General features: G+C 65.7%; 21 protein-coding genes. 15 read left to right on the top strand and 6 right to left on the bottom strand.

Annotated features, from left to right (window positions below):
- Window positions 1-53: 53 nt before the first annotated feature.
- From WS91_RS16400 to WS91_RS37765, 13 genes are all read left to right on the top strand, one after another.
- Complete coding sequence (locus WS91_RS16400; protein ID WP_038744425.1) at window positions 54-371, top strand: hypothetical protein; 318 nt, start codon at window positions 54-56, stop codon at window positions 369-371.
- A 165-nt stretch (window positions 372-536) separates the two neighbouring features.
- Window positions 537-812, top strand: coding sequence for a hypothetical protein (locus tag WS91_RS16395; RefSeq protein WP_038744426.1), 276 nt, complete (start codon window positions 537-539; stop codon window positions 810-812).
- 847 nt (window positions 813-1659) lie between these two features.
- Window positions 1660-1974 (top strand): hypothetical protein, encoded by a 315-nt coding sequence (locus tag WS91_RS16390; protein ID WP_038744427.1) that lies wholly within the window; start codon window positions 1660-1662, stop codon window positions 1972-1974.
- A gap of 157 nt (window positions 1975-2131) precedes the next feature.
- On the top strand, window positions 2132-3358 hold the full coding sequence (locus tag WS91_RS16385; RefSeq protein ID WP_059670608.1) for a YcaO-like family protein: 1227 nt from the start codon (window positions 2132-2134) through the stop codon (window positions 3356-3358).
- Window positions 3355-4005 (top strand): TfuA-like protein, encoded by a 651-nt coding sequence (locus tag WS91_RS16380; RefSeq protein ID WP_059575837.1) that lies wholly within the window; start codon window positions 3355-3357, stop codon window positions 4003-4005. Before WS91_RS16385 ends, WS91_RS16380 begins: the two co-directional genes overlap by 4 nt.
- A gap of 1 nt (window position 4006) precedes the next feature.
- Window positions 4007-4774, top strand: a complete 768-nt coding sequence (locus tag WS91_RS36870; RefSeq protein ID WP_038744429.1) for an aKG-HExxH-type peptide beta-hydroxylase — start codon at window positions 4007-4009, stop codon at window positions 4772-4774.
- Window positions 4764-5372 carry a TIGR02466 family protein gene (locus WS91_RS16370; protein ID WP_161788635.1) on the top strand — a complete coding sequence of 203 codons (609 nt, stop codon included), beginning with the start codon at window positions 4764-4766 and terminating at the stop codon, window positions 5370-5372. Before WS91_RS36870 ends, WS91_RS16370 begins: the two co-directional genes overlap by 11 nt.
- Complete coding sequence (locus tag WS91_RS37370; protein WP_059670607.1) at window positions 5369-5983, top strand: hypothetical protein; 615 nt, start codon at window positions 5369-5371, stop codon at window positions 5981-5983. Before WS91_RS16370 ends, WS91_RS37370 begins: the two co-directional genes overlap by 4 nt.
- A complete protein-coding gene (locus WS91_RS16360; protein WP_059575835.1) occupies window positions 5980-7320 on the top strand; it encodes an MFS transporter in 1341 nt (446 codons plus the stop codon). Before WS91_RS37370 ends, WS91_RS16360 begins: the two co-directional genes overlap by 4 nt.
- Before the next feature lie 49 nt (window positions 7321-7369).
- Window positions 7370-8368 (top strand): methyltransferase, encoded by a 999-nt coding sequence (locus WS91_RS16355; RefSeq protein WP_038744432.1) that lies wholly within the window; start codon window positions 7370-7372, stop codon window positions 8366-8368.
- Window positions 8369-8403: 35 nt separating this feature from the next.
- Window positions 8404-9081, top strand: a complete 678-nt coding sequence (locus tag WS91_RS16350) for a hypothetical protein (protein WP_052145004.1) — start codon at window positions 8404-8406, stop codon at window positions 9079-9081.
- 506 nt (window positions 9082-9587) lie between these two features.
- The gene (moeB, locus tag WS91_RS16340) at window positions 9588-10760 is read left to right on the top strand and encodes a molybdopterin-synthase adenylyltransferase MoeB (protein ID WP_059575831.1); all 1173 of its coding nucleotides are present in this window, start codon (window positions 9588-9590) and stop codon (window positions 10758-10760) included.
- Between the two features lie 29 nt (window positions 10761-10789).
- Window positions 10790-11233: a MoaD family protein gene (locus WS91_RS37765; RefSeq protein WP_269434498.1), complete on the top strand. Its 444-nt coding sequence runs from the start codon at window positions 10790-10792 to the stop codon at window positions 11231-11233.
- A gap of 94 nt (window positions 11234-11327) precedes the next feature.
- Here WS91_RS37765 and WS91_RS16330 read toward each other — a convergent pair whose 3' ends face one another.
- Window positions 11328-11870, bottom strand: a complete 543-nt coding sequence (locus tag WS91_RS16330) for a single-stranded DNA-binding protein (RefSeq protein WP_059670605.1) — start codon at window positions 11868-11870, stop codon at window positions 11328-11330.
- 113 nt (window positions 11871-11983) lie between these two features.
- A complete protein-coding gene (locus WS91_RS16325) occupies window positions 11984-13171 on the bottom strand; it encodes an MFS transporter (RefSeq protein WP_038744436.1) in 1188 nt (395 codons plus the stop codon).
- Between the two features lie 212 nt (window positions 13172-13383).
- Between WS91_RS16325 and uvrA the strand changes: the two genes are divergently transcribed.
- On the top strand, window positions 13384-16251 hold the full coding sequence (gene uvrA / locus WS91_RS16320) for an excinuclease ABC subunit UvrA (protein WP_059644107.1): 2868 nt from the start codon (window positions 13384-13386) through the stop codon (window positions 16249-16251).
- Window positions 16252-16469: 218 nt separating this feature from the next.
- Window positions 16470-17555, top strand: a complete 1086-nt coding sequence (locus WS91_RS16315) for an AI-2E family transporter (protein WP_038744438.1) — start codon at window positions 16470-16472, stop codon at window positions 17553-17555.
- Window positions 17556-17840: 285 nt separating this feature from the next.
- Here WS91_RS16315 and purU read toward each other — a convergent pair whose 3' ends face one another.
- The 4 genes from purU to WS91_RS16295 form a co-directional block, all read right to left on the bottom strand.
- Entirely contained in the window at window positions 17841-18722 is an 882-nt protein-coding gene (gene purU / locus WS91_RS16310) for a formyltetrahydrofolate deformylase (protein ID WP_038744439.1), read from the bottom strand.
- Window positions 18723-18777: 55 nt separating this feature from the next.
- Window positions 18778-19629 (bottom strand): NUDIX hydrolase, encoded by an 852-nt coding sequence (locus WS91_RS16305; protein ID WP_038744440.1) that lies wholly within the window; start codon window positions 19627-19629, stop codon window positions 18778-18780.
- An 11-nt stretch (window positions 19630-19640) separates the two neighbouring features.
- Window positions 19641-20255 carry a LysE family translocator gene (locus WS91_RS16300; protein WP_038744441.1) on the bottom strand — a complete coding sequence of 205 codons (615 nt, stop codon included), beginning with the start codon at window positions 20253-20255 and terminating at the stop codon, window positions 19641-19643.
- Window positions 20256-20334: 79 nt separating this feature from the next.
- On the bottom strand, window positions 20335-20901 hold the full coding sequence (locus tag WS91_RS16295) for an adenine phosphoribosyltransferase (RefSeq protein ID WP_059670604.1): 567 nt from the start codon (window positions 20899-20901) through the stop codon (window positions 20335-20337).
- Window position 20902 lies beyond the last annotated feature (1 nt).

Below are 20902 nucleotides of genomic sequence, written 5' to 3'. Positions count from 1 at the left end.
CTCCGGCCGTCCCACAGCGCTAAACTAAAGGCGCCAAAGCCGGAGAACACACCATGATTCCTCCCGACCCTGAAAGCACCTTCCGCGGCTTGCCGTTGACGCCCGAGCAGAACGCTGAAGTAAGGCATTACATCAAGATTCGAACTCAGCGCGGCTTACCGTGGGACACGCCTGAACTGCAGGCGATGATTCGCGACATGATGCTGCCGCCGGAGGAAGATGCCGGCGCGGCGGATTTCCTGTCGGACGAGACGCGAGCGGTCGCCGAACGCGCGATGTCGTCGGTGGAAGACGAGATGGACCCCATCGAGGCAAACGAGGAATGGCGAGCGGCCATGGAAGCGGAAAACATGAAGGGCCTGCGTCGGTGACGCCCCTTCCCGCGCCACGAAGCCGCCCCGCACGACGCCCCGCCACGCGAGACGACGTAGGTCGATCGTCGGCCCCGCCGCGCGTGAGGCGCGCGACGCCGATCGCGTCGGCGCGGCGAAACGCGCGGCGCGCTCATTGAACATCGAACGCACGGGAGAACGACCATGCGACTGATCGAACCGAACGAACACAAGGACTATCTCGCGGCGCTGCACGGCCGCGGCCTGTCGGGAAGCGATTTCGCGCTTCGCGAAACGGACACGACGGACCCGAAGAGCGACGAAAACTTCGGCCAGATGGGCTTCGTCACGATCACCCGACGCTCGACGCACGTGACGAAGGAATATCCGCTCGGCGACGCGAGCGACTGGCTCCAGCACTTCAAGAACGATTTAGAAACGGGCGCGTTCGACGAAGCGAACGACAGCCAGCACACCTGAGCGTGACCGGCACGCGATGCGTTGCCGCCCGAACGCGTACGCCGAAATCGTCCGCCGCCGCATGCGCGAAGCCGGCATCTCGACGGCTCCGACATCATCCGAACCGGAAACGTCCCGCATGCCGTCGGCGGGCCGCCATCGATCGCGCGACGACCGCAGCAAACTCATTCGCGAACGTTCAATGCAGACGGGCAACCTTGGCCATCGCCGACACTTGAATCGAACATGCGCTCGGCGCGCCTGTGCCCGGCGCGGCGCCGCGCGCACCGCGTAACTCGGCGACATCCTGTTGAACGTTCGGCCGTCGCCGGTTGCGCGCCGCACAAATCCGAGGATCTCTCGTTCCCGATGCGCGTCGATCAACGAGATCAACGCAATAAACGCGACAATCTCGACAAACGCGGAATATTCCGAATGCCGCATGCGAGCACGCGCGGCGCCAGCCGGACCACCCGTCCTCACTAACCGGCCGATCGTTTCACGCCGCGTATCGCGCAAGGCCGCACGCGTGCGATCCATGCACGCCGCCGAAGCGCCGTCGAACCGATTTCACACGGCACGCCGCCCTCCGAACATCGCGGTTTTCGTGCAACTCGCCATTACCGTGAATTAGGGCCACGTCTTTCGATTCAATTCATGCGCCGAATCAATAACCTGTCATCTTAGACAGGAACCTTTAAATTAGCTTGCTGTTTGTTTATTTAACATGCTAGCCTTCCCAGGCCTTGGATATTTGTCAAACCGTATAATCAATTTTTTTGATTATTTACAAAAACTCCATGGCGGCAATCCGACTTCATGCTGACTGATGTCTTCTTATGTTGATCTATCCATTGAGGAGCAATATATGAGTATCGTCGCTGGACCTTTCCCGTATGAAAACATCACGCGCCGCACGACCGACGAGGAACGTGCTCAAATCGAACGCATCGATCTGAACGACGGCGACATCGAACGTCTCGTCGATCTGTTCCGCGACGGCCTGCGCGAAACGGCGCAATTTCACAGCGCCGCCGTGCAAAACAACTTCCAGATCCGCGCCGAGGTTTCCGTCCGCCTGTCCCGGCCGATCCAGAGCGAGGACGGCGCCAGGGTCGAGGAAATCGTCAGTCGCAGCACCATCGACGAAACGATCGAATCGAAAAAGGTCTTCAAGAACTGATCCTTTCGTCTCGACGAATCACCCCTAAATGATTCAAGTCGCCCCGCAGTGCAGCATTTACTGTCGGGCGATTATCGATTCATTTATCGCCTCAATGATTTCCATCTTTATTGCGCATGACTGACATGCCACATTTGCTTTTCATACAGGCAGTGTGATGCAAGAACATCCGGTCTATTTCGAGACATCCTCATCTTCGAATCAGTCGTTCATGCCGCCGTCGTCACATGACCTGGCCGAAACGCTGGCATTGACGCAACCCTATCTCGAACGCTGCGGAATCACGCGGGTGACGGATATCACGCGGATGGACGTCATCGGCGTGCCGGTGTATTCGGCCATTCGCCCGCTGTCGCTGACGCTCGCCGTCAATGCCGGCAAAGGCATGACGCGCGAAGCGGCCAGGATCAGCGCGATCATGGAGGCGATCGAGTATTGGCATGCGGAGCGGATACCGGCCGAGACCGCGCATTTTGCGTCCTCGGCCGCCATGCAGGCCGAGCACGGCATTTCGATACTCGACTTTTGCCCGGAACTGGGCGCGACGTTGAAGCGCACGCAACCCATCGGCTGGGTGCCGCTCGAAAACCTCTCGGGCGCGGGCGACGTATTCGTGCCGATGGAGTGCGTGTTCATGCCGTGCCCGCCCCCGTACGGAGCGAACTTCCTGCGGGCCACCAGTTGCGGGATGGCGTGCGGAACGACGATCGAACAAGCAACCTTGCACGCGATCTGCGAGGTGGTCGAACGGCATCAGCAGTCGTTCGACACCGTCTCGCCCCGCTCCCGCGCGACGCCGCTGCGCCTGCTGGCCGGGGACGCGGCCGAGCTTGCGCAACGGATCGACGCGGCGGGACTGACGCTCAAGATGCGCTCCCGGTACGACATGGGCCTCTTTTTCGTCGACGCCGTCGTGGCGGCCACGGAGGGCGCCAGCTTGTCGTACGTGAACGGCGGGACGGCGTGCCACTCGGATTTCCAGTCGGCCGCTCGCGCCGCCCTGCTGGAAGCGGTTCAAAGCCGCCTGACGGTGATCCACGGCGGCCGCGACGATCTCGACGAACGTCTCGCGCCATCGGAAAGCAAGACGTACGACGCCAGCAAAGCCGAGATCGAACACATCCTCGACGCGTATTCGAGCGGCATCGAGGTCACGGAACAGGACATCCGCAAGCGCTCGCCCGAGCACGCCGTCGCGCGGCTGATCGACGAGATCCGCTCGGCCGGCTTTGCGCGGGTCCTGCGCCATCGTTTCACGCAGCCGGACGATCCTCTCCAGGTGGTGCGCGTCGTCATTCCGCAAATGGAGCACTTCTCCCGCGCCACCGGCAAGGTGGGGCGGCGCCTGCTGGATTACATTCGCTCGACGGGAGGGCGGCCGTGATCTGCCACGTGTTCGTCGGCCCCACCGCGTTCGGCTTGCCAAATCGGCTCCTGGTCCGCCCGGATCTGGTGATTCACGGACCGGCCGCGCGCGGCGACATCCGCGCGTTGGGCGGCACGCTTTCGCGCGGCGCGGCCGTCGCATTGATCGACGGCCGCTTTGGAGACGTGCCGTCCGTCGCCCATTGGGAGATTCTGGAAATGCTCGACGCCGGCGTGCGCGTCTTCGGGCTGTCCTCGATGGGAGCCATACGCGCCGCGGAATTGCAACGGTACGGCATGACGCCGTATGGCTCGGTAGCGCAGCGCTTCGTCGACGATCCCGATCTTCCGGATGACGAAGTGATGATGCTTCACTCGCCTCGCCCTCCGTACGCGCCGATTTCGGAGCCGCTGGTTCATTTGCGCGAAGGTGCGCGCCACCTGGTCGCCCGCGAAATTTTGTCCGATGAACAGGCAGCGCGAATCATCGGCGATCTGCGCGAACGATGGTTCGGCGAGCGGACCTGGGAGACGCTGATCGATTCGGCCGCGCAACAGGGCGTCGACCGAAGCGCGCTCCTTCGCGCGCTCGGCGATCCGCAGCGCTACCGGGTCAAGTCGCGGGACCTGGAGAACTTCCTCCATGACGAGCCCTGGGCAAGTTGACATGAAAAAAATCGACGAGATTTTTCACGGACTCCCTTTCCTCGACGAGCCGTTCAAATCGGACCTGCTGCTGACGCTGATCGGCCGGGTGCGAAAAATCCTGGGCGACGACATCGTCGGTCCCGCCATCGACGCCGACTGGCTCGATCCCGATCAAGCCCTGAAGCTTCGAGGCGCCGCCGGCATCGGTTGCGATCTCCCGTTGCTCCCGCTCTCCGCCCTGCAATTGCAGCAGGTGCGATCGGCGCGCGCGAGCATCGTCGAAGCGGCGCCCGAATGGCAGCGGCTGATCCTGTTCCCGGTGAAATACCACCGGCTCGACAGCAGCGACGTGATCGGGTGCTCGTGCTACGCGACACCGCAACGCGTGTTCCTCTCCGACGCCGCATTCGCCACGCCACGAGAACTCTGCGAGCAGATCATCCACGAGCATTGCCATAACTGGATGTACTTCCTCGAGGAACTGATGCCGTTTCATCGAATCGACTACCGGGAAGTCTTCGTCCTGCCTTCCGGAACCGCCAATCGCAATCCGACGGAAGTCATCGGCGCGGCGCACGTCGCCGCGACGCTCGCGCATTGGTACGCGAGGCAGGCCGATGCGCCGTCGCAACGGCGCGTCCGCGACCTGCTCACTTATCTGGACGGCTGCGTCGGCATTCTGCGCGCGCTGCCGCACGATTCATTGCTGCCGGCCGGCGCCGAAATCGCGTCGCTCCTTGCCCGATCCAATGAACGATTCCCCAGGAGAGGCGATCTTGTTTCGTGAAATTGCTCCGTCACTGTGGCAGTGCTGGCCCGTGTTCATTTACCGGCAGGTGCTCGACGACGCGGCCGAGATCAACGCGCGGCTCGCCGACGCGATCTCGAAGCGCGCGTCGACCGAGCCGAGCGCGAAGGCCAGCAACGCCGACGCATGGCAATCCGCGGCGGACTTCTTCGGTCACGACGACGCCGACAGGACGTTCCTCGTCGAGCGCATCACCACCGCGATGCGCCAGATGAACCGGCTGTCCGGCATCACCACCGACGACTTCGACGTCATCCTGGAAGGGTGGAGCGTCATCAATCGCGCGGGGCATCACCACAACCATCACATCCACCACAGCTCGGTCTGGTCCGGCGTGTATTACGTTCGCACCCCGGCCGGCTGCGCATCCGCCGCGCGAGACGGCGCGATCGAATTCATCGACCCTCGCCATGCCGCGCCCGTGACCGCGCGCAGCATCCGGACGATCCGCCCGGTCGGCGGATCGCTGCTGCTGTTCCCGAGCTGGCTCGAGCACTGGGTGCATCCTCACTACGAGGCCGGCGAGCGCATCTGCGTGCCGTTCAACATCTACCTGATGCCGAGGATGAGCCGATGATCGACCTGATACTCGAATGGCCCACCTACATCCTGTCGGGAACGATGCCGCCGGATGCGCTGGCCGCCGCCCAAAAGCGCGCCGCCGATCCGGCCGGCATCCTGCGTCTCGAGGACGCGATCGGCCCGATCGTCGCGGACGCGCCGCAAGCGCGGGCGCTCGGCGACGCCGAACTCCGCGAGCCGCGGATCGAGACCTGGTCCGCAGGACACCTCGAAGCGCTGTGCGACGACATGCCCGACGCGACGCACATCGTCATCGTCGTGCTCGACGTGTCGAGCGACGAGGCCGCGCCACCGGCGAATTATTCGGGCACCTTGATGATCCGCGACCCCCGCGCGGGCTGCGCCAGCGTCTTCGTTCCCGGCCTGCCGTATGGCCGGCCGTTCGAATTCGTCGCGCGGCCCGGCGCATACGTCTGCTACCCGGCATGGCTGCGCTGCGCGGTTCTCCCCGTCAACGCCGGTCACGAGATCCGCCTGTTGCGCGCCAAACTGGTCATGAAGCGGCCCGGCGCGCACGATCGGCCCGAGCACCGTCAACTCGATCTCGACGGGCGCCCGGACGTAAACGACATCGAACGCGCCGACCGTTCGCGCGCCTCGGCATGAACGCCAATCGAATCCTGAAGATCCTGAAGATCGAATCGATCTCGGTCAACGTGACGCGGCTCCAGATCGGCCTCGTCTGCGTCGGGCTCGCCAGCGACGCGTTCCGTTACGCGTTCGCATGGTGGGTGCTGAAGATCAACGGCTCGGTGGTCGAATTCGGCAGCCTGCTCGCCGCGATGACCTTCGCCCAGACCACGTCGACGCTCGGCGTGGGCGCCCTCGGCGACATGTGGAATCCGATGAAGGTGCTGCGATCGGCCGTGTGCCTTCAGGGCGCGACGATTGCGATCCTCGCGGCGTGGGCCGGATTCGGTCCGTATCATTTCCCGCTCGCGATGCTCTTGTCGATCGTCCTGTCGCTGTTCGTCGGCGCGATCGAACCGTTGACCAACGTTGCGATCGCGTCCATCGCGCCGGCGGGGCAGGTCACGCGAGTCATGGCGCAACGGGGCGCGCTCGCAAGCGGAACGAAGCTGCTGGGCCCGCTCATGGCGGGCGCAATGGTGTCGGTCTTCGGCGCGGCCGGAACCCTGCTCGCCTCGGCGGCATTCGCCGGCGCCTCCTGCTTGATCTTCGTTCCGCTTCGAATCGACGACGACAATCGCGCCGAGCAGCCCGGCGCGATGTCGTTTCTCTCGTCATGGGCGCGCAAGACCGCCGCCGGCCTCCGCACCTTCTATCAAGTGAAGGTCGACTTCTATTTTTGCGTCATGACGTGCATGGCGAACTTCGCGCTCCCCGCGTTTTTTCTGGTCGCGCTTCCTTACCTGGTCATTCAGGTGCTCAACTTCCCCGCCAGCATGCTCGGCATCTTCGACGGCATTTTTTGCGCCGGCATGTTCGTCGGAGGCATGCGCGTGGTGATGTGGCTCAACCGGGCCGTCGGCAAGCAGCATGCCGTGTTTCTGTCGATGGCCGCGCTCGCCGCGATGATCTTTTCGTTCACCGTCACGCGTCAGCCCGTCGTCATGAGCGGCGCATTGTTCATCGGCGGGATGTTCATGATGACGATCTTCGTCAATATCGGCGGACTGCGCGCGGTGGCCACGCCGAAGCACTATCGCACCCGCATGTTCGCCACCGCATCGTTTCTCGTCTCTCTTTCGATCACGCCCGGAATCGCTTTCGTCACGTTCGCCACGCAACGCGCGGGAATCGACGCGGCGCTCGGATCGATCGCGGGCATCTGCATCGTGTCGGCGGTCGCGATCTACTTCATTCCGAACTCGCGCAAGGTTCTCGAGATGACCGAGCGCGACGCCGAAAACGCGTATCAGCGGCTATATCCCGCTGCGTTCCTCAAACCTGACGCCGGCGGCCGCGAGATGGCCGGCTGACGGATCAGCCTGGCAGGCAATCCGGTTCGCCACTCCATCGACCCATACCATGAGCCCGAACTCCCTGGAAATCATCTTTGCGCAAAGCATCCTGCCTCATGCATTCTTCGCCGCCTTGCGCGTCGGCTTGTATTCGGCGCTCACGCGCGCGCCGGCGCCGGCGGAGGCGATCGCGCGGAAGCTCGGGCTATCGCGGCGCGCGGCCAGCGTGCTGCTCGACTCGCAGGTCCTGATCGGGCTCGTCGAACGGGATTCGGACACGCGCTATAGCGCGAGCGAAGAAGCCGCGACGTTCCTGCATCCGGACGGGACGGGCTATTGCGCGGCCATCTACGACAAGTGGCTCCAAGCGCTGCGCAACCTCGATTCGGCATTGCGGGACGACGCGCCCGCGATCGACGTCACGTCTGCGGCCTTTCAGCCCGAGTGGGTTCATTATGCGAGAAAGAGCCTGGTGTCCTGGCCGGACGAAGCGAGACTCGCGATGCAGGATTGGAGCGACCTCGTTGCTCGAGGCCAGGTGCGTCCCGACAGCCACGTCGCCTACTTCGCGAGCGGCGCGGGGGTATTCGGCATGGCGCTCGCGCAATTTTCCGAGCGCTGCCGCGTCGTGCTGCTCGATCGGCCCGACGTCCTGAGCGTCGCGCGGCGCGTCGCGTCGCTGATGCGCGTCGGCGAGCGCGTGCAATGCCATCCGTTCGAATTGCGGCGAGCAGCCCGCGAGGACGATCGCCGTGCGCCGCTGCCCGCGGTCGACATGGCGATATTCCGCGAAACGCTCCACTATCTTCCGCCCGACGAAGTCCGGATGCTGCTCGAGCGGGCCCGGAACACGTTCGAGCACGTCGACAAGATGCTCGTCATCAATCGATTCCTGAACGACGCGCGCACCGGGCCCCGCCCCTGCTTCATCGACAACGCGTACATGGCCGCCACCTCGCCGCACTGGGAAAGCTACACCGAGTCCGAAATCGGATCGATCTTCTCGGATGCCGGCTATCCGGTACGCACGCAGATCAACGAACGAACCTGGCTCTTCTCTCGCTAGTCCCCATCGATCCACTCACTGCTTCGGCTGCCACCATGAACGCATCCAACGTCTACAGCAATTTCTACAAAGTCGAGCGAACGGGCGGAGATCATCTGAGCGACGGCGGAGGGCCGTTCGGCTTCGACATCACCGTGGCGCTCCAGGCCGATTACCTCATTCGCTTCCATCGATGCGACGCCATACTGGAAACCGGCAGCTTCCGCGGCGACACAACGGCCTATCTCAGCCACGCTTACCCAGACCTGCCCGTCTTGACCTGCGACATCGATCCCGACAACGCGAAGTTCGCGCAAGTCCGGTTGCGCGCGCAGGCAAACGTCACCGCCACACATGCGGATTCCCGCGAATTTCTCCGCCGCCATCTGCCGAAATATCAGCGCCCCTTCGTCTATCTCGACGCGCACTGGTACGACGACTGGCCGCTCGGGCAAGAGCTGGAGCTGATCGATCGCGGCGTGATCTGCATTGACGACTTCGATATCGGGCACCCGCGATTCGCATTCGATCACTACGACGACGTGGTGTGCGGGCCCGACATATTGAAGCCGCATCGCAGCCGAATCCCGTTTTTCTATACGAACAACCCGCTCGGGAAATACCCGTTTCCCTGCCTGCAGATCGGCCGCCGAAGCGGCAAGGCGTACATGGAAATCGGCATGGGGGATTCGGCGTTGTCGCAAAGCGACTGGTTTCTGAAGCGGGAAAACTAGGACGCCGCCATCGACATCGCGATCGCCGATCCCATGCGCTCGTCGAACCTCCGCATTCGCGGTTCTCGGCAGCTCGCCCGTCCGGAGCGATCGCGGGCGCGCGACGTGGCGGCCCCGTGCGTGATCGCCGCCGTCTTCTTCGAACGCGGCTCGAGCCCGGCGGGACGCAGCGCGATGCGCGCATCCGCGTCGTCCGCGCCTTCCGCCGCTTCATCGTCGTCCGCCTGCGGCACCGGGATTCGATCGGGCAGCGACCGGCGCGCGGATCAAACGCTTCGACGTCGACGCCGAAAACTGCCGTTCGGGAAAGCGTCGCCCCGAAGCAGTCATCCGGGAAGCGCTCGGCACGAACGCCGAGCCACGGCATCCGGCCGCAGGCGCCATCTTCTCGCACACGCGCGAGGTGAACCGCGATCGGAAGTCGAGGCTCGGCCGCGTCGACCGGCAGCGAATCGGCTCGCTCATCGCGCCCCCCACCGCCTTCAATCGCAATCGGACCACGCCCCATGAAACTGCCCCCGCTCGTCACGAGACGCCCGCCGTTATCCCGCGAGGAATTGTCCCGCTACAGCCGGCACATCCTGCTTCCCGAGATCGGCCTGCAAGGTCAGCAGCGCCTCAAGGGAAGCCGGGTGCTCGTCGTGGGCGCGGGCGGGCTCGGCTCGCCCGTGCTGCTCTATCTCGCGGCGGCGGGCGTCGGTACGCTCGGCATCGTCGATTTCGATCGCGTGGATATCTCCAATTTGCAGCGGCAAGTCATCCACCGAATGTCGACGGTCGGCCGTTTGAAGACCGACAGCGCACGCGACGCGATTCTCGATCTGAATCCGCATGTCGACGTGCGCGCTCACGACGAACGGCTCGACAACGACAACGCCGTGCCGTTGTTCCGGCAATACGACATCGTCGTCGACGGCACCGACAATTTCGCGACCCGCTACCTGGTCAACGACGCCTGCGTCCTGGCCGACAGGCCGTATGTCTGGGGATCGATCTATCGCTTCGAGGGGCAGGCGTCGGTGTTCTGGGAAGCGGCGCCGGGCGGCACCGGCGTCAATTACCGCGATCTGTATCCCGAGCCGCCGCCGCCGGAACTGGCGCCGTCGTGCTCGGAAGGCGGCGTGCTCGGCGTGCTGTGCGCATCGATCGCGTCGATCATGGCGACCGAAACCGTCAAGCTCATCACGGGTGCGGGTGATTCGCTGCTCGGCCGGCTTGCGGTCTACGACGCGCTGGAGATGCGCTGCCGGTTCCTGCCGCTGCGGCGTGCGCCCGGGCGCCAGCCGATCACCGCGCTCGCCGATTATCGGCACTTCTGCAATCCCGCCGTGCGGCAGCCGCCGAACGGGGAGACGATCGCGCCCGGCGTCGACGTTGCGGAACTCAAGCGCTTGCTGGACGCCGGCGCGCCGCTCGAGCTCATCGACGTGCGCGAGCCGAACGAGTGGGATCTCGTTCGCATTCCGGGCGCGCGGCTCGTCCCGAAACAGCAGATGCTCGCCGGCGGCATGACGACGCTCGACAAATCTCGGCGAACCGTCATCTACTGCAAAGGCGGCGCCCGCTCGCAAGAAGTCGTGCAGGCGATGCGGCGCGCCGGTTTCACGGACGTCAGCAATCTCGACGGAGGCGTGCTCGCCTGGGTCCGCCTGATCGATCCGTCGCTGCCGTCATATTGAGCGCGTCGGGCGTCGACGCAACCGTTGCGATGCAGACGAATCCGGCGCGCGACGCCGACGCATTGCGGCCGGGGCGCGCGCGAAGGCACATGCAGAGCGTTCGCGCGGCCGAAACAACTGCGGAAGGCATCGGTCGGCAACCTCGCCGTGTTGCCGACGCCCCCGCTTCCCGCCCAACCGATTCCCTTTTCTTGCCCGCCATGACTATTACGATTCAGATTCCGACCATCATGCGCTCGCTGACGCGCGATCAGAAATACGTCGAAGCGCACGGCCAGACCGTCATCGAAGCCATCGCCCACCTCGAGCGGAACTACCCGGGCCTACAACGACGACTGATGCAGGGCGATCAACTGCATCGCTTCGTCAACATCTATGTCAACGACGACGACATCCGCTTCAACGGCGGCCTTTCTGCTCGTCTGAGGGACGGGGATACGATCACCATCCTGCCGGCCGTGGCCGGCGGCTAGCCCGCGCCGCGACGCACTGCCAACAAAAAAGCCCGCAACCACGAGGGCTGCGAGCTTTCTGGCTACCGCTTCGAAGAGAGACGGTCGGGGCGTCTCAGAACGGAATGTCGTCATCCATCTCGTCGAAACCGCCGCCCGCCGGCGCGCTGGGGCGGCTCGCGCCACCGCCACCGCCGCCGTTGCGCGCGCCCGCCGCGCCGCCGCCCGACGCGCGACCACCGCCACCGCTGCGCTCCGTATCGCGGCCGCCGCCGTAACCACCGCCGCCGTAGCCGCCTTCGTCACCGCCGCCGCCCGAACCGCCGCGGCCGCCGAGCATCTGCATCTGGTCCGCGACGATTTCGGTCGAGTAACGGTCCTGGCCGTCCTGGCCTTGCCACTTGCGCGTGCGGATGCGGCCCTCGATGTACACCGACGAGCCCTTCTTCAGATACTCGCTGACGATCTCGGCAAGGCGGCCGAAGAACGCGACGCGGTGCCATTCGGTCATTTCCTTGAATTCGCCGGACGCCTTGTCCTTGTAGCGATCGGTCGTCGCGAGGCGGATGTTCGCCACCGCGTCGCCGCTCGGCAGATAACGCACTTCGGGATCGGCGCCGAGATTGCCGACGAGAATGACCTTGTTGACGGATGCCATGTGTTTCTCCAGTTGATTCGATGCCAAACAGCGCGGCAAAACCGTTCACGGCTTCATCGGCCGGCGTGTGCCGGAGCGGCAACACGCCGTGCGCTTCGAAGGGCGTTCGCGTGTCAGGCTTTGCGCGGCGGCTGTTTCATGCCGGCCGCGATTATAAGCCACACGGCTACGAGCGCCGAGCACGCGAAAAACACCGTGTCCGCGCCGCCGTGCTTCAGCAGCACGCCGCCGACCACGCCGCCCAACGCGAGCCCGATCGACTGCGTCGTGTTATACACGCCCGTGGCCGCGCCCTTGCGCGAACCCGGCGCGAGCTTCGACACGAGCGACGGCTGCGACGCCTCCAGAATGTTGAAGCCCAGGAAGTAGACGAACAGGATTGCCGCGACAATCAATATCGTATGCGTTGCCATGCCGAGCAACAGTTGGCCGATCAGGATAGCCGCAATTCCGCCCAATAGCACGGGCTTCATCTTTCCCTGTTTTTCCGCGACGATGATGGCCGGCACCATCATCACGAACGCGAGCCCCATCACCGGCAGATAGACCTGCCAGTGCGACGCGACGGGCAGCCCGCCGTCGACGAGAAGGCGCGGCACGACGAGAAAGAGCGCGGTCTGCGTCGCGTGCAGCACGAGCACGCCGAAGTTCAGGCGCAGCAGCTCGACGTTGTGCAGCACTTCGGCGAACGGAGCCGGCACGTGCACGGGCCGCGGCGCGTCCGGCACGACCCAAAGCACGACGCCGATCGCCGCGATCGACAGCGCGCCGACGATCGCGAAGAGCCCGCTCATTCCGACCCAGTGGAACACGATCGGCGCGCCGACGATCGCGACCGCGAACGACATGCCGATCGAGCCGCCCACCATCGCCATCGCCTTCGTTCGGTTGTGCTCGGACGTCAGATCCGCGATGAACGCGAGCACCGCCGACGATACCGCCCCCATTCCCTGGATGACCCGGCCGACGATGATCCACGTGATGTCGTGCGCGAACGCCGCGACGAAGCTGCCGAGCGCGAAGATCAGCAGGCCCGCGGCGATCACCGGCTTGCGCCCGAACTTGTCCGACGCCCAGCCGTAAAAAATGTAAAGCAGCGATTGCGTGACGCCGTAAGCGCCGAGCGCGATGCCGACGAGCACGACGTTGTCGCCGCCCGGGATCGTCTTCGCGTAGACGGAGAACACCGGCATGATCATGAACAGACCGAGCATGCGCAGCGCGAAGATCGCCGCGAGCGACGCGGTCGCGCGCAGCTCGGGTGCGCTCATGCGAGTGGAGGTAGCGGACGGATTGGACATCGGGCGTGTGTTCGATTGAATCGGTGGTCCGCCCGCTGCCGGGCGGCGGGAGATCCGGGCCGGCCGCCTGCCGCCGCGCGCCGCCTCGCTGCGGCCCGGGCGTCGCGAAAGCCCGCTGCCGGGTGGCGCGGGAATTGGTTGGGAGCCTGAAACGACGGACTCGAAAAGTCGTTATAGTAGCAGGTTTGGTTCTCTCATCTTCCGCCGGGTTCATGGAACAAATACGTATCCGTGGGGCGCGCACCCACAACCTGAAGAACGTCAATCTCGACCTTCCGCGGCACAAACTGATCGTGATCACGGGCCTCTCCGGCTCGGGCAAATCGTCGCTCGCGTTCGACACGTTGTACGCCGAAGGCCAGCGGCGCTACGTCGAGAGCCTGTCGGCGTATGCGCGCCAGTTCCTGCAGTTGATGGAGAAGCCGGACGTCGACCTGATCGAGGGCCTGTCGCCCGCGATCTCGATCGAGCAGAAGGCGACGTCGCACAATCCCCGCTCGACGGTCGGCACCGTCACCGAAATTCACGACTATCTGCGGCTTTTGTACGCACGCGTGGGCACGCCGTACTGCCCGGATCACGAGATCCCGCTCGAGGCGCAGAGCGTGTCGCAGATGGTCGACGCGGCGCTCGCGCTGCCCGAGGAAACCAAGCTGATGATCCTCGCGCCCGTCGTCGCGAACCGCAAGGGCGAGCATGCGGAGCTGTTCGAGGAAATGCAGGCGCAGGGCTTCGTGCGCTTTCGCGTCCGCTCGGGCGGCGGCGCGGCGAACGAAGGCGTCGCGAAGATCTACGAAGTCGATTCGCTGCCGAAGCTCAAGAAGAACGACAAGCACACGATCGACGTCGTCGTCGATCGCCTGAAGGTTCGCCCGGACATGAAGCAGCGGCTCGCCGAATCGTTCGAGACCGCGCTGCGCCTGGCCGACGGACGCGCGATCGCGCTCGAGATGGACACCGACCGCGAACACCTGTTCAGCTCGAAGTTCGCGTGCCCGGTGTGCTCGTACTCGCTGCAGGAGCTCGAGCCGCGCCTGTTCTCGTTCAACAACCCGATGGGCGCGTGCCCCGAATGCGACGGCCTCGGCCAGATCACGTTCTTCGATCCGAAGCGGGTCGTCGCGCACCCGTCGCTGTCGCTCGCGGCGGGCGCGGTGAAGGGCTGGGACCGGCGCAACCAGTTCTACTTCCAGATGCTGCAGAGCCTCGCGGCGTTCTACGATTTCGACATCGACACCGCGTTCGAGGACTTGCCCGAGAAGATCAAGAAGATCCTGCTGTACGGCTCGGGCAAGCAGACGATCCCGTTCTCGTACATCAACGAGCGCGGCCGCACGACGATCCGCGAGCACGTGTTCGAAGGGATCATCCCGAACCTCGAGCGACGCTACCGCGAGACCGATTCGGCCGCGGTGCGCGAGGAGCTCGCGAAGTATCAGAACAACCAGCCGTGCCCGTCGTGCGACGGCACGCGCCTGCGCCGCGAGGCGCGCTTCGTGCGCGTCGGCCAGGGCGACTACGCGCGCGCGATCTACGAAGTGAGCGGCTGGCCGCTGCGCGACGCGCTCGGCTACTTCGACGGCCTCACGCTCGACGGCGCGAAGCGCGAGATCGCCGACAAGGTGATCAAGGAAATCGTCGCGCGGCTCACGTTCCTGAACAACGTCGGCCTCGACTACCTGTCGCTCGAGCGCAGCGCGGAAACGCTGTCGGGCGGCGAGGCGCAGCGCATCCGGCTCGCGTCGCAGATCGGCTCGGGCCTGACAGGCGTGATGTACGTGCTCGACGAGCCGTCGATCGGCCTGCACCAGCGCGACAACGACCGCCTGATCGCGACGCTCAAGCACCTGCGCGACCTCGGCAACTCGGTGATCGTCGTCGAGCACGACGAGGACATGATCCGCACGGCCGATTACGTCGTCGACATGGGCCCGGGCGCGGGCGAGCACGGCGGCGCGATCGTCGCCGAAGGCACGCCGAAGCAGGTTCAGGCGAACGGCGATTCGCTGACGGGCCAGTACCTCGTCGGCAAGCGCACGATCGAGTATCCGGACGAGCGAATCGGGCCCGATCCCGAGCGGATGCTGCGCATCGTCGACGCGCACGGCAACAACCTGAAGCACGTCGACCTCGATCTGCCCGTCGGCCTCTTGACCTGCATCACCGGCGTATCGGGCTCCGGCAAGTCGACGCTCATCAACGACACGCTGTACAACGCGGTCGCGCGCCACCTGTACGGCTCGGCCACGGAGCCGGCGCCGCACGAGTCGATCGAGGGCCTCGAGCACTTCGACAAGGTGATCAACGTCGACCAATCGCCGATCGGCCGCACGCCGCGCTCGAACCCGGCCACCTACACGGGCGTCTTCACGCCGATCCGCGAGCTGTTCGCGGGCGTGCCGGCGTCGAAGGAACGCGGCTACGATCCGGGCCGCTTCTCGTTCAACGTGAAGGGCGGGCGCTGCGAGTCGTGCCAGGGCGACGGCGTGCTGAAGGTCGAGATGCACTTCCTGCCGGACGTCTACGTGCCGTGCGACGTCTGCCACGGCAAGCGCTACAACCGCGAGACGCTCGAAGTCCAATACAAGGGCAAGAACATCAGCGAAGTGCTGGAGATGACGGTCGAGCACGCGTACGGGTTCTTCGGCGCGGTGCCCGTCGTCGCGCGCAAGCTGAAGACGCTGCTCGACGTCGGCCTGGGGTACATCCGGCTCGGCCAGTCGGCCACGACTTTGTCCGGCGGCGAGGCGCAGCGCGTGAAGCTGTCGCTGGAGCTCTCCAAGCGCGACACGGGCCGCACGCTGTACATCCTCGACGAGCCGACGACCGGCCTGCACTTCCACGACATCGCGCTCTTGCTCGAAGTGATCCACCGGCTGCGCGACCAGGGCAACACGGTCGTGATCATCGAGCACAACCTCGACGTGATCAAGACGGCCGACTGGGTGATCGATCTCGGGCCGGAAGGCGGCGCGGGCGGCGGCCAGATCATCGCGCAAGGCACGCCCGAGCAGATCGCGAAGACGAAGGCGAGCTTCACCGGCAAGTACCTCGCGCCGCTCCTCAAGCGCGGCAAGTAAGCGGGACGCGGCCGCCGGGCGCAACGTCCGGCGGCCGCCCGGCTCGCGCGCGGCGCGCGGCGCCGTGCCGGCCTCGCGCGGCCGATACGGCGCTACATTCTTCCTTACAAGATCCTAATATTTAGGTCGATAATCGTTGCTATACTTCGCGGCGATACAGGGTTACGCCCGCTTGCGGCCACAAGCGCGCCGAGTAGCCTCCGAATACAGGGATAGTCATGGAGAAGCAATCTGAGCCGCCGCGCGAGCCGCAGACGCGGGAGCCGCACCTGCGCAGCGTCCGGCTGACGAGCGATTTCAGCCTGCCGAAGCTTTCGGCGATCGAGATCGGCAGCTACCTCCTCGCCCTCGTCGGCCTGTGGCTCGTCCTGCACCTGAAGCTGCTCGGCGGCCTCTTGGCCGGCCTGCTCGTCTATCAGCTCGTCCACATGATCGCGCCCGCGATCGAACGCCACATGTCGAGCCAGCGCGCGCGCTGGCTCGCGGTCGTGCTGCTGTCGGCCGCGATCGTCGGCGGGCTCGCGAGCCTCACGATCGCGGTCATCGAGCATTTCGAGCACACCGTGCCGAACGCGCAGAATCTGCTCGGCCAGGTGATGCAGATCATCGACCAGGCGCGCACCCGCACCCCCGAGTGGATCGCGAACCTGCTGCCCGTGGACGCCGAGCAGATGCGCGCGAAGGCGGCGGGCCTGATGAACAAGCACATGGATCAGCTGCAGCAAGGCGGCAAGAGCGTCGCGCGCGGGTTCGGGCATGTGCTGTTCGGGATGATCATCGGCGCGATGATCGCGATCGGCGTCGATCGCCACAAACCGCGCCAGCCGCTGTCGACCGCGCTCGTCACGCGGATCTCGCGCTTCGCCGACGCGTTCCGCCGGATCGTGTTCGCGCAGATCAAGATCTCGGCGCTCAACGCGTTCTTCACGGCGATCTACCTGCTCGCCGCGCTGCCGGTCTTCCATCAGCGGCTACCGCTGTCGAAGACGCTCGTGCTCGTCACCTTCATCGCGGGCCTGCTGCCCGTCGTCGGCAATCTGATCTCGAACACGCTGATCGTCGCGGTGTCGCTGTCGGTCAGCATGGGCACGGCGATCGCGTCGCTCGTGTTCCTCGTCGTGATCCACAAGCTCGAATACTTCCTGAACGCGAGGATCATCGGCGGGCAGATCGAATCGCGCGCATGGGAGCTGCTGCTCGCGATGCTCGTGATGGAAGCCGCGTTCGGCGTGCCCGGCGTGATCGCCGCGCCGATCTTCTATGCGTACATCAAGCGCGAGCTGATCTACTTGCGGCTCATCTGAGCGGCGCGCGCCGCGCGGCCGTCCGGCGGGATGCGTCGGCGAATTCCGTTGCGGGCGCGAACGCTGTAGCGAACGCATCGTCGCGAACGCGCCCGCGCAGACGCCGCGTCGCGCGAACGCGTCATCGCGAACGCGCCGCGGCGAACCCAAAGAAGGCAAAGGCCGCGTCCGTCACCGGACGCGGCCTTCTTTATTTCGGTCGCGGTTCGGCCGCGGCGAGGCGGCGCGCGCCTCCCGCAGCCGAGCCGACGCACGCCGACCGGCCGGAAGACGCACGCGGCCCGCTTAGCGGAACACCACCGTCTTCGTGCCGTTCAGCACGATCCGATGCTCGACGTGCCACTTGACCGCGCGCGCGAGCGTCACGCATTCGACGTCGCGGCCGACGGCTGTCAGCTCGTCCGGCGTCATGCTGTGATCGACGCGCTCGACTTCCTGCTCGATGATCGGGCCCTCGTCGAGATCGGTGGTCACGTAGTGCGCGGTCGCGCCGATCAGCTTCACGCCGCGGTCGAACGCCTGGTAATAAGGCTTCGCGCCCTTGAAGCTCGGCAGGAACGAATGATGGATGTTGATCGCGCGGCCGGCGAGCCGCTCGCACATGTTCGACGACAGGATCTGCATGTAGCGCGCGAGCACGACGAGATCGGCCGAATGCTCGTCGATCACCTCGAACACGCGCGCCTCCTGCGCGGCCTTCGCGTCGGCCGACGCGCCCGCGGCGAGCGGGAAGTGATGGAACGGGATGTCGTAGCTCGCGGCGAGCTGATAGAAATCCTTGTGGTTCGACACGATCGCCGAGATCTCGATCGGCAACTGGCCCGTGCGATAGCGGAACAGCAGGTCGTTCAGACAATGGCCGATCTTCGACACGAGGATCACGACGCGCGGCTTCACCGACGCGTCGTGCAGCTCCCAGCGCATCGCGAACTGCTCGGCGAGCGGCGCGAACTCGGCGCGCAGGCCGTCGAGCGCGGCCGCGGCGGGCGCGCCGCCCGTCTGCTCGAAATGCACGCGCATGAAGAATTCGCCGGTGCGGCTGTCGCCGAACTGCGCCGAATCGAGGATGTTGCTGCCGCGCTCGAGCAGGAAGCCCGAGACCGCGTGAACGATGCCGCGCCGGTCCGGGCACGACAGTTTCAGGATAAAGCTGTGATCGGCCGACATGACCGGGACTCCCTTCTCTTACTCTAATCTTGCGAACAATGGATTCGTGCCGCGCTCAGCCGAGCGGCGGCGGCGCGAACAGCGCGTCGAGCCCGCGCGCGTCGTCGTGCGAGATCGCGCGGTGGCGCAGCAGGCTGTCGAGCATCGCGAGGCTCGCGTCGACGGTGGCTTCTCCCGCGCGCAGCCACGCGACGATTTCGTCGACGCCGGCGAGCAGATGCTCGGCGACTTCGCCGTCCTGATTGTGGGGCGCGAAATCGGCGGGCAGCGGCAGATCGTAGACGAAGATCTGCTCGGCCTGCGTGCCTTCCGGCAGCGAGCACAGCACGTGCGCGACGCGGCCGGGAATCGCGCGCGCGGCAAGCTCGGCCGGAATGCCCGCTTCTTCCCAGCATTCCTTCGCGATCGTGTCCTCGATCCCGAGCCCCCAGCCGATGCCGCCCGCGACGACGTTGTCGAGCATGCCCGGATCGGTCGCCTTCGTCGCGCTGCGGCGGCCGAGCCACATCGCGAGCGGCGCCGAAGGCGCGTATTCTACGACGCCGTTCAGATGCACCGCGTACGTCATCGTACCGAAGAAGCGCGACGCCGCCCGCTCGATGTACGCAAGCGGCGGATCGTCGAAACGGTTGCGGATCGCGTAGATCTCGTCGCGCCAGCCGGGAATCGCGCCTTCCGCCGCCAGCGCGCCGATCGGGCTCGCGAGCGCCATGCTGCGCGCGTCGACGCTGTCGTAGCGCGCGGCGAGCTCGACGCATCCCGCCGGAAACTCGAACACGTCGGGCCAGCGCGCAAGGCGCGCGACGTCGTCGCGGCGCAGCCAGCCGACCCGGCGGCCGGCGATCCGGAACGGCACGTGCGCGGCCGGATCGAAGCGGCGCGCGGCGGCGATGCACGGAAACGTCATCGCGCGCTCCGTCAGTCCTTCAGCGCGACACGCAGGCCGAGCGCGATGAACGCCGCGCCCGCGAGCCTGTCGAGCCACACGCCCACGCGCGGGCGGCGCTTGAGCCACGTGCCGATCACGCCCGCGCCGGCGCCGAACACCGAGAACACGATGGCCGTCTGCGCCATGAAGAGCGCGCCGAGCTCGAGCATCTGCAGCGCAACGGGCTGCGCGCCGTGCGGATCGACGAACTGCGGCAGGAACACGACGAAGAAGAGCGTCACCTTCGGGTTCAGCAGGTTGCCGATCACGCTCTGGCGGAAGATCGTCGACAGCGGCTGCGGCGCGCGCTCGTGCGCGGTCGCGAGGCCTTTGCTGCGCAGCGCCTTGATGCCGATCCAGATCAGATACGCGCCGCCCGCGAGCTTGAGCAGATGGAACGCGACGGGCGACGAGCGCAGCAGCGCGGCCACGCCGAACGCGGCGAGCGTCGTATGGAACAGCACGCCCGACGCGAAGCCGAGCGCCGCGACGACGCCGGCCGCGCGGCCTTGCGAGATGCCGCGCGCGAGCACTTGCAGGTTGTCGGGGCCGGGCGCGACGGTAATCGCGATCGACGTGGCGAGGAACAGCATGAAGTTCGGCATCGTGAGCTCGCTTGTATCGGTGGACGATGAACTGGCGCTGACTGCAACTTGAACCGGATGGGCTGACGGCGCGCCGCGCTCAGTGTCCGGAAAATTCGGTCACGGTATAAAGCGGCAGGCCGGCCTGGCGCAGCAGCGCCGAGCCGCCGAGATCCGGCAGATCGACGATCGCCGCGCCTTCGACGACGACCGCGCCGAGCCGCTCGAGCAGGTTCTTGCCCGCCAGCATCGTGCCGCCCGTCGCGATCAGGTCGTCGACGATGACGACGCGCTCGCCCGGCCGGCACGCGTCCTCGTGAATCTCCACGGCCGCGGTGCCGTACTCCAGCGCGTACGACTCGCGCTGCGTCTTGTACGGCAGCTTGCCCGCCTTGCGGATCGGCACGAAGCCCACCGACAGCTCGTACGCGACGATCGGCGCGATGATGAAGCCGCGCGCGTCGAGGCCGGCGATGTAGTCGAGCTTCGCGTCGACGTAGCGCTCGACGAACAGGTCGACGAGCACGCGCAGCGCCTTCGCGCTCTGCAGAAGCGGCGTGATGTCGCGGAACATCACGCCCGGCTGCGGCCAGTTCGGCACCGTGCGGATGCGGCTGCGAATGAACTCGACGGGATCGAGCTGCGCGTCCGACGACGTGGACATCATG

Origin of the sequence: Burkholderia sp. MSMB1498 (assembly GCF_001526245.1) — a bacterium.
In the GTDB taxonomy this organism is placed as follows: Bacteria; Pseudomonadota; Gammaproteobacteria; order Burkholderiales; family Burkholderiaceae; genus Burkholderia; species Burkholderia savannae.
Note: the sequence above shows the minus strand (reverse complement) of the source record. Positions and strands in the feature narration are given on the sequence as shown.

What these genes read in the sequence shown, in the direction of transcription:
- WS91_RS16400 (WP_038744425.1), top strand. Translation starts at nt 54, where the DNA reads ATGATTCCTCCCGACCCTGAAAGCACCTTCCGCGGCTTGCCGTTGACG.
- WS91_RS16395 (WP_038744426.1), top strand. Translation starts at nt 537, where the DNA reads ATGCGACTGATCGAACCGAACGAACACAAGGACTATCTCGCGGCGCTG.
- WS91_RS16390 (WP_038744427.1), top strand. Translation starts at nt 1,660, where the DNA reads ATGAGTATCGTCGCTGGACCTTTCCCGTATGAAAACATCACGCGCCGC.
- WS91_RS16385 (WP_059670608.1), top strand. Translation starts at nt 2,132, where the DNA reads ATGCAAGAACATCCGGTCTATTTCGAGACATCCTCATCTTCGAATCAG.
- WS91_RS36870 (WP_038744429.1), top strand. Translation starts at nt 4,007, where the DNA reads ATGAAAAAAATCGACGAGATTTTTCACGGACTCCCTTTCCTCGACGAG.
- WS91_RS37370 (WP_059670607.1), top strand. Translation starts at nt 5,369, where the DNA reads ATGATCGACCTGATACTCGAATGGCCCACCTACATCCTGTCGGGAACG.
- WS91_RS16360 (WP_059575835.1), top strand. Translation starts at nt 5,980, where the DNA reads ATGAACGCCAATCGAATCCTGAAGATCCTGAAGATCGAATCGATCTCG.
- WS91_RS16355 (WP_038744432.1), top strand. Translation starts at nt 7,370, where the DNA reads ATGAGCCCGAACTCCCTGGAAATCATCTTTGCGCAAAGCATCCTGCCT.
- WS91_RS16350 (WP_052145004.1), top strand. Translation starts at nt 8,404, where the DNA reads ATGAACGCATCCAACGTCTACAGCAATTTCTACAAAGTCGAGCGAACG.
- moeB (WP_059575831.1), top strand. Translation starts at nt 9,588, where the DNA reads ATGAAACTGCCCCCGCTCGTCACGAGACGCCCGCCGTTATCCCGCGAG.
- WS91_RS37765 (WP_269434498.1), top strand. Translation starts at nt 10,790, where the DNA reads ATGCAGACGAATCCGGCGCGCGACGCCGACGCATTGCGGCCGGGGCGC.
- WS91_RS16330 (WP_059670605.1), bottom strand. Translation starts at nt 11,870, where the DNA reads ATGGCATCCGTCAACAAGGTCATTCTCGTCGGCAATCTCGGCGCCGAT.
- WS91_RS16325 (WP_038744436.1), bottom strand. Translation starts at nt 13,171, where the DNA reads ATGTCCAATCCGTCCGCTACCTCCACTCGCATGAGCGCACCCGAGCTG.
- uvrA (WP_059644107.1), top strand. Translation starts at nt 13,384, where the DNA reads ATGGAACAAATACGTATCCGTGGGGCGCGCACCCACAACCTGAAGAAC.
- WS91_RS16315 (WP_038744438.1), top strand. Translation starts at nt 16,470, where the DNA reads ATGGAGAAGCAATCTGAGCCGCCGCGCGAGCCGCAGACGCGGGAGCCG.
- purU (WP_038744439.1), bottom strand. Translation starts at nt 18,722, where the DNA reads ATGTCGGCCGATCACAGCTTTATCCTGAAACTGTCGTGCCCGGACCGG.
- WS91_RS16305 (WP_038744440.1), bottom strand. Translation starts at nt 19,629, where the DNA reads ATGACGTTTCCGTGCATCGCCGCCGCGCGCCGCTTCGATCCGGCCGCG.
- WS91_RS16300 (WP_038744441.1), bottom strand. Translation starts at nt 20,255, where the DNA reads ATGCCGAACTTCATGCTGTTCCTCGCCACGTCGATCGCGATTACCGTC.
- WS91_RS16295 (WP_059670604.1), bottom strand. Translation starts at nt 20,901, where the DNA reads ATGATGTCCACGTCGTCGGACGCGCAGCTCGATCCCGTCGAGTTCATT.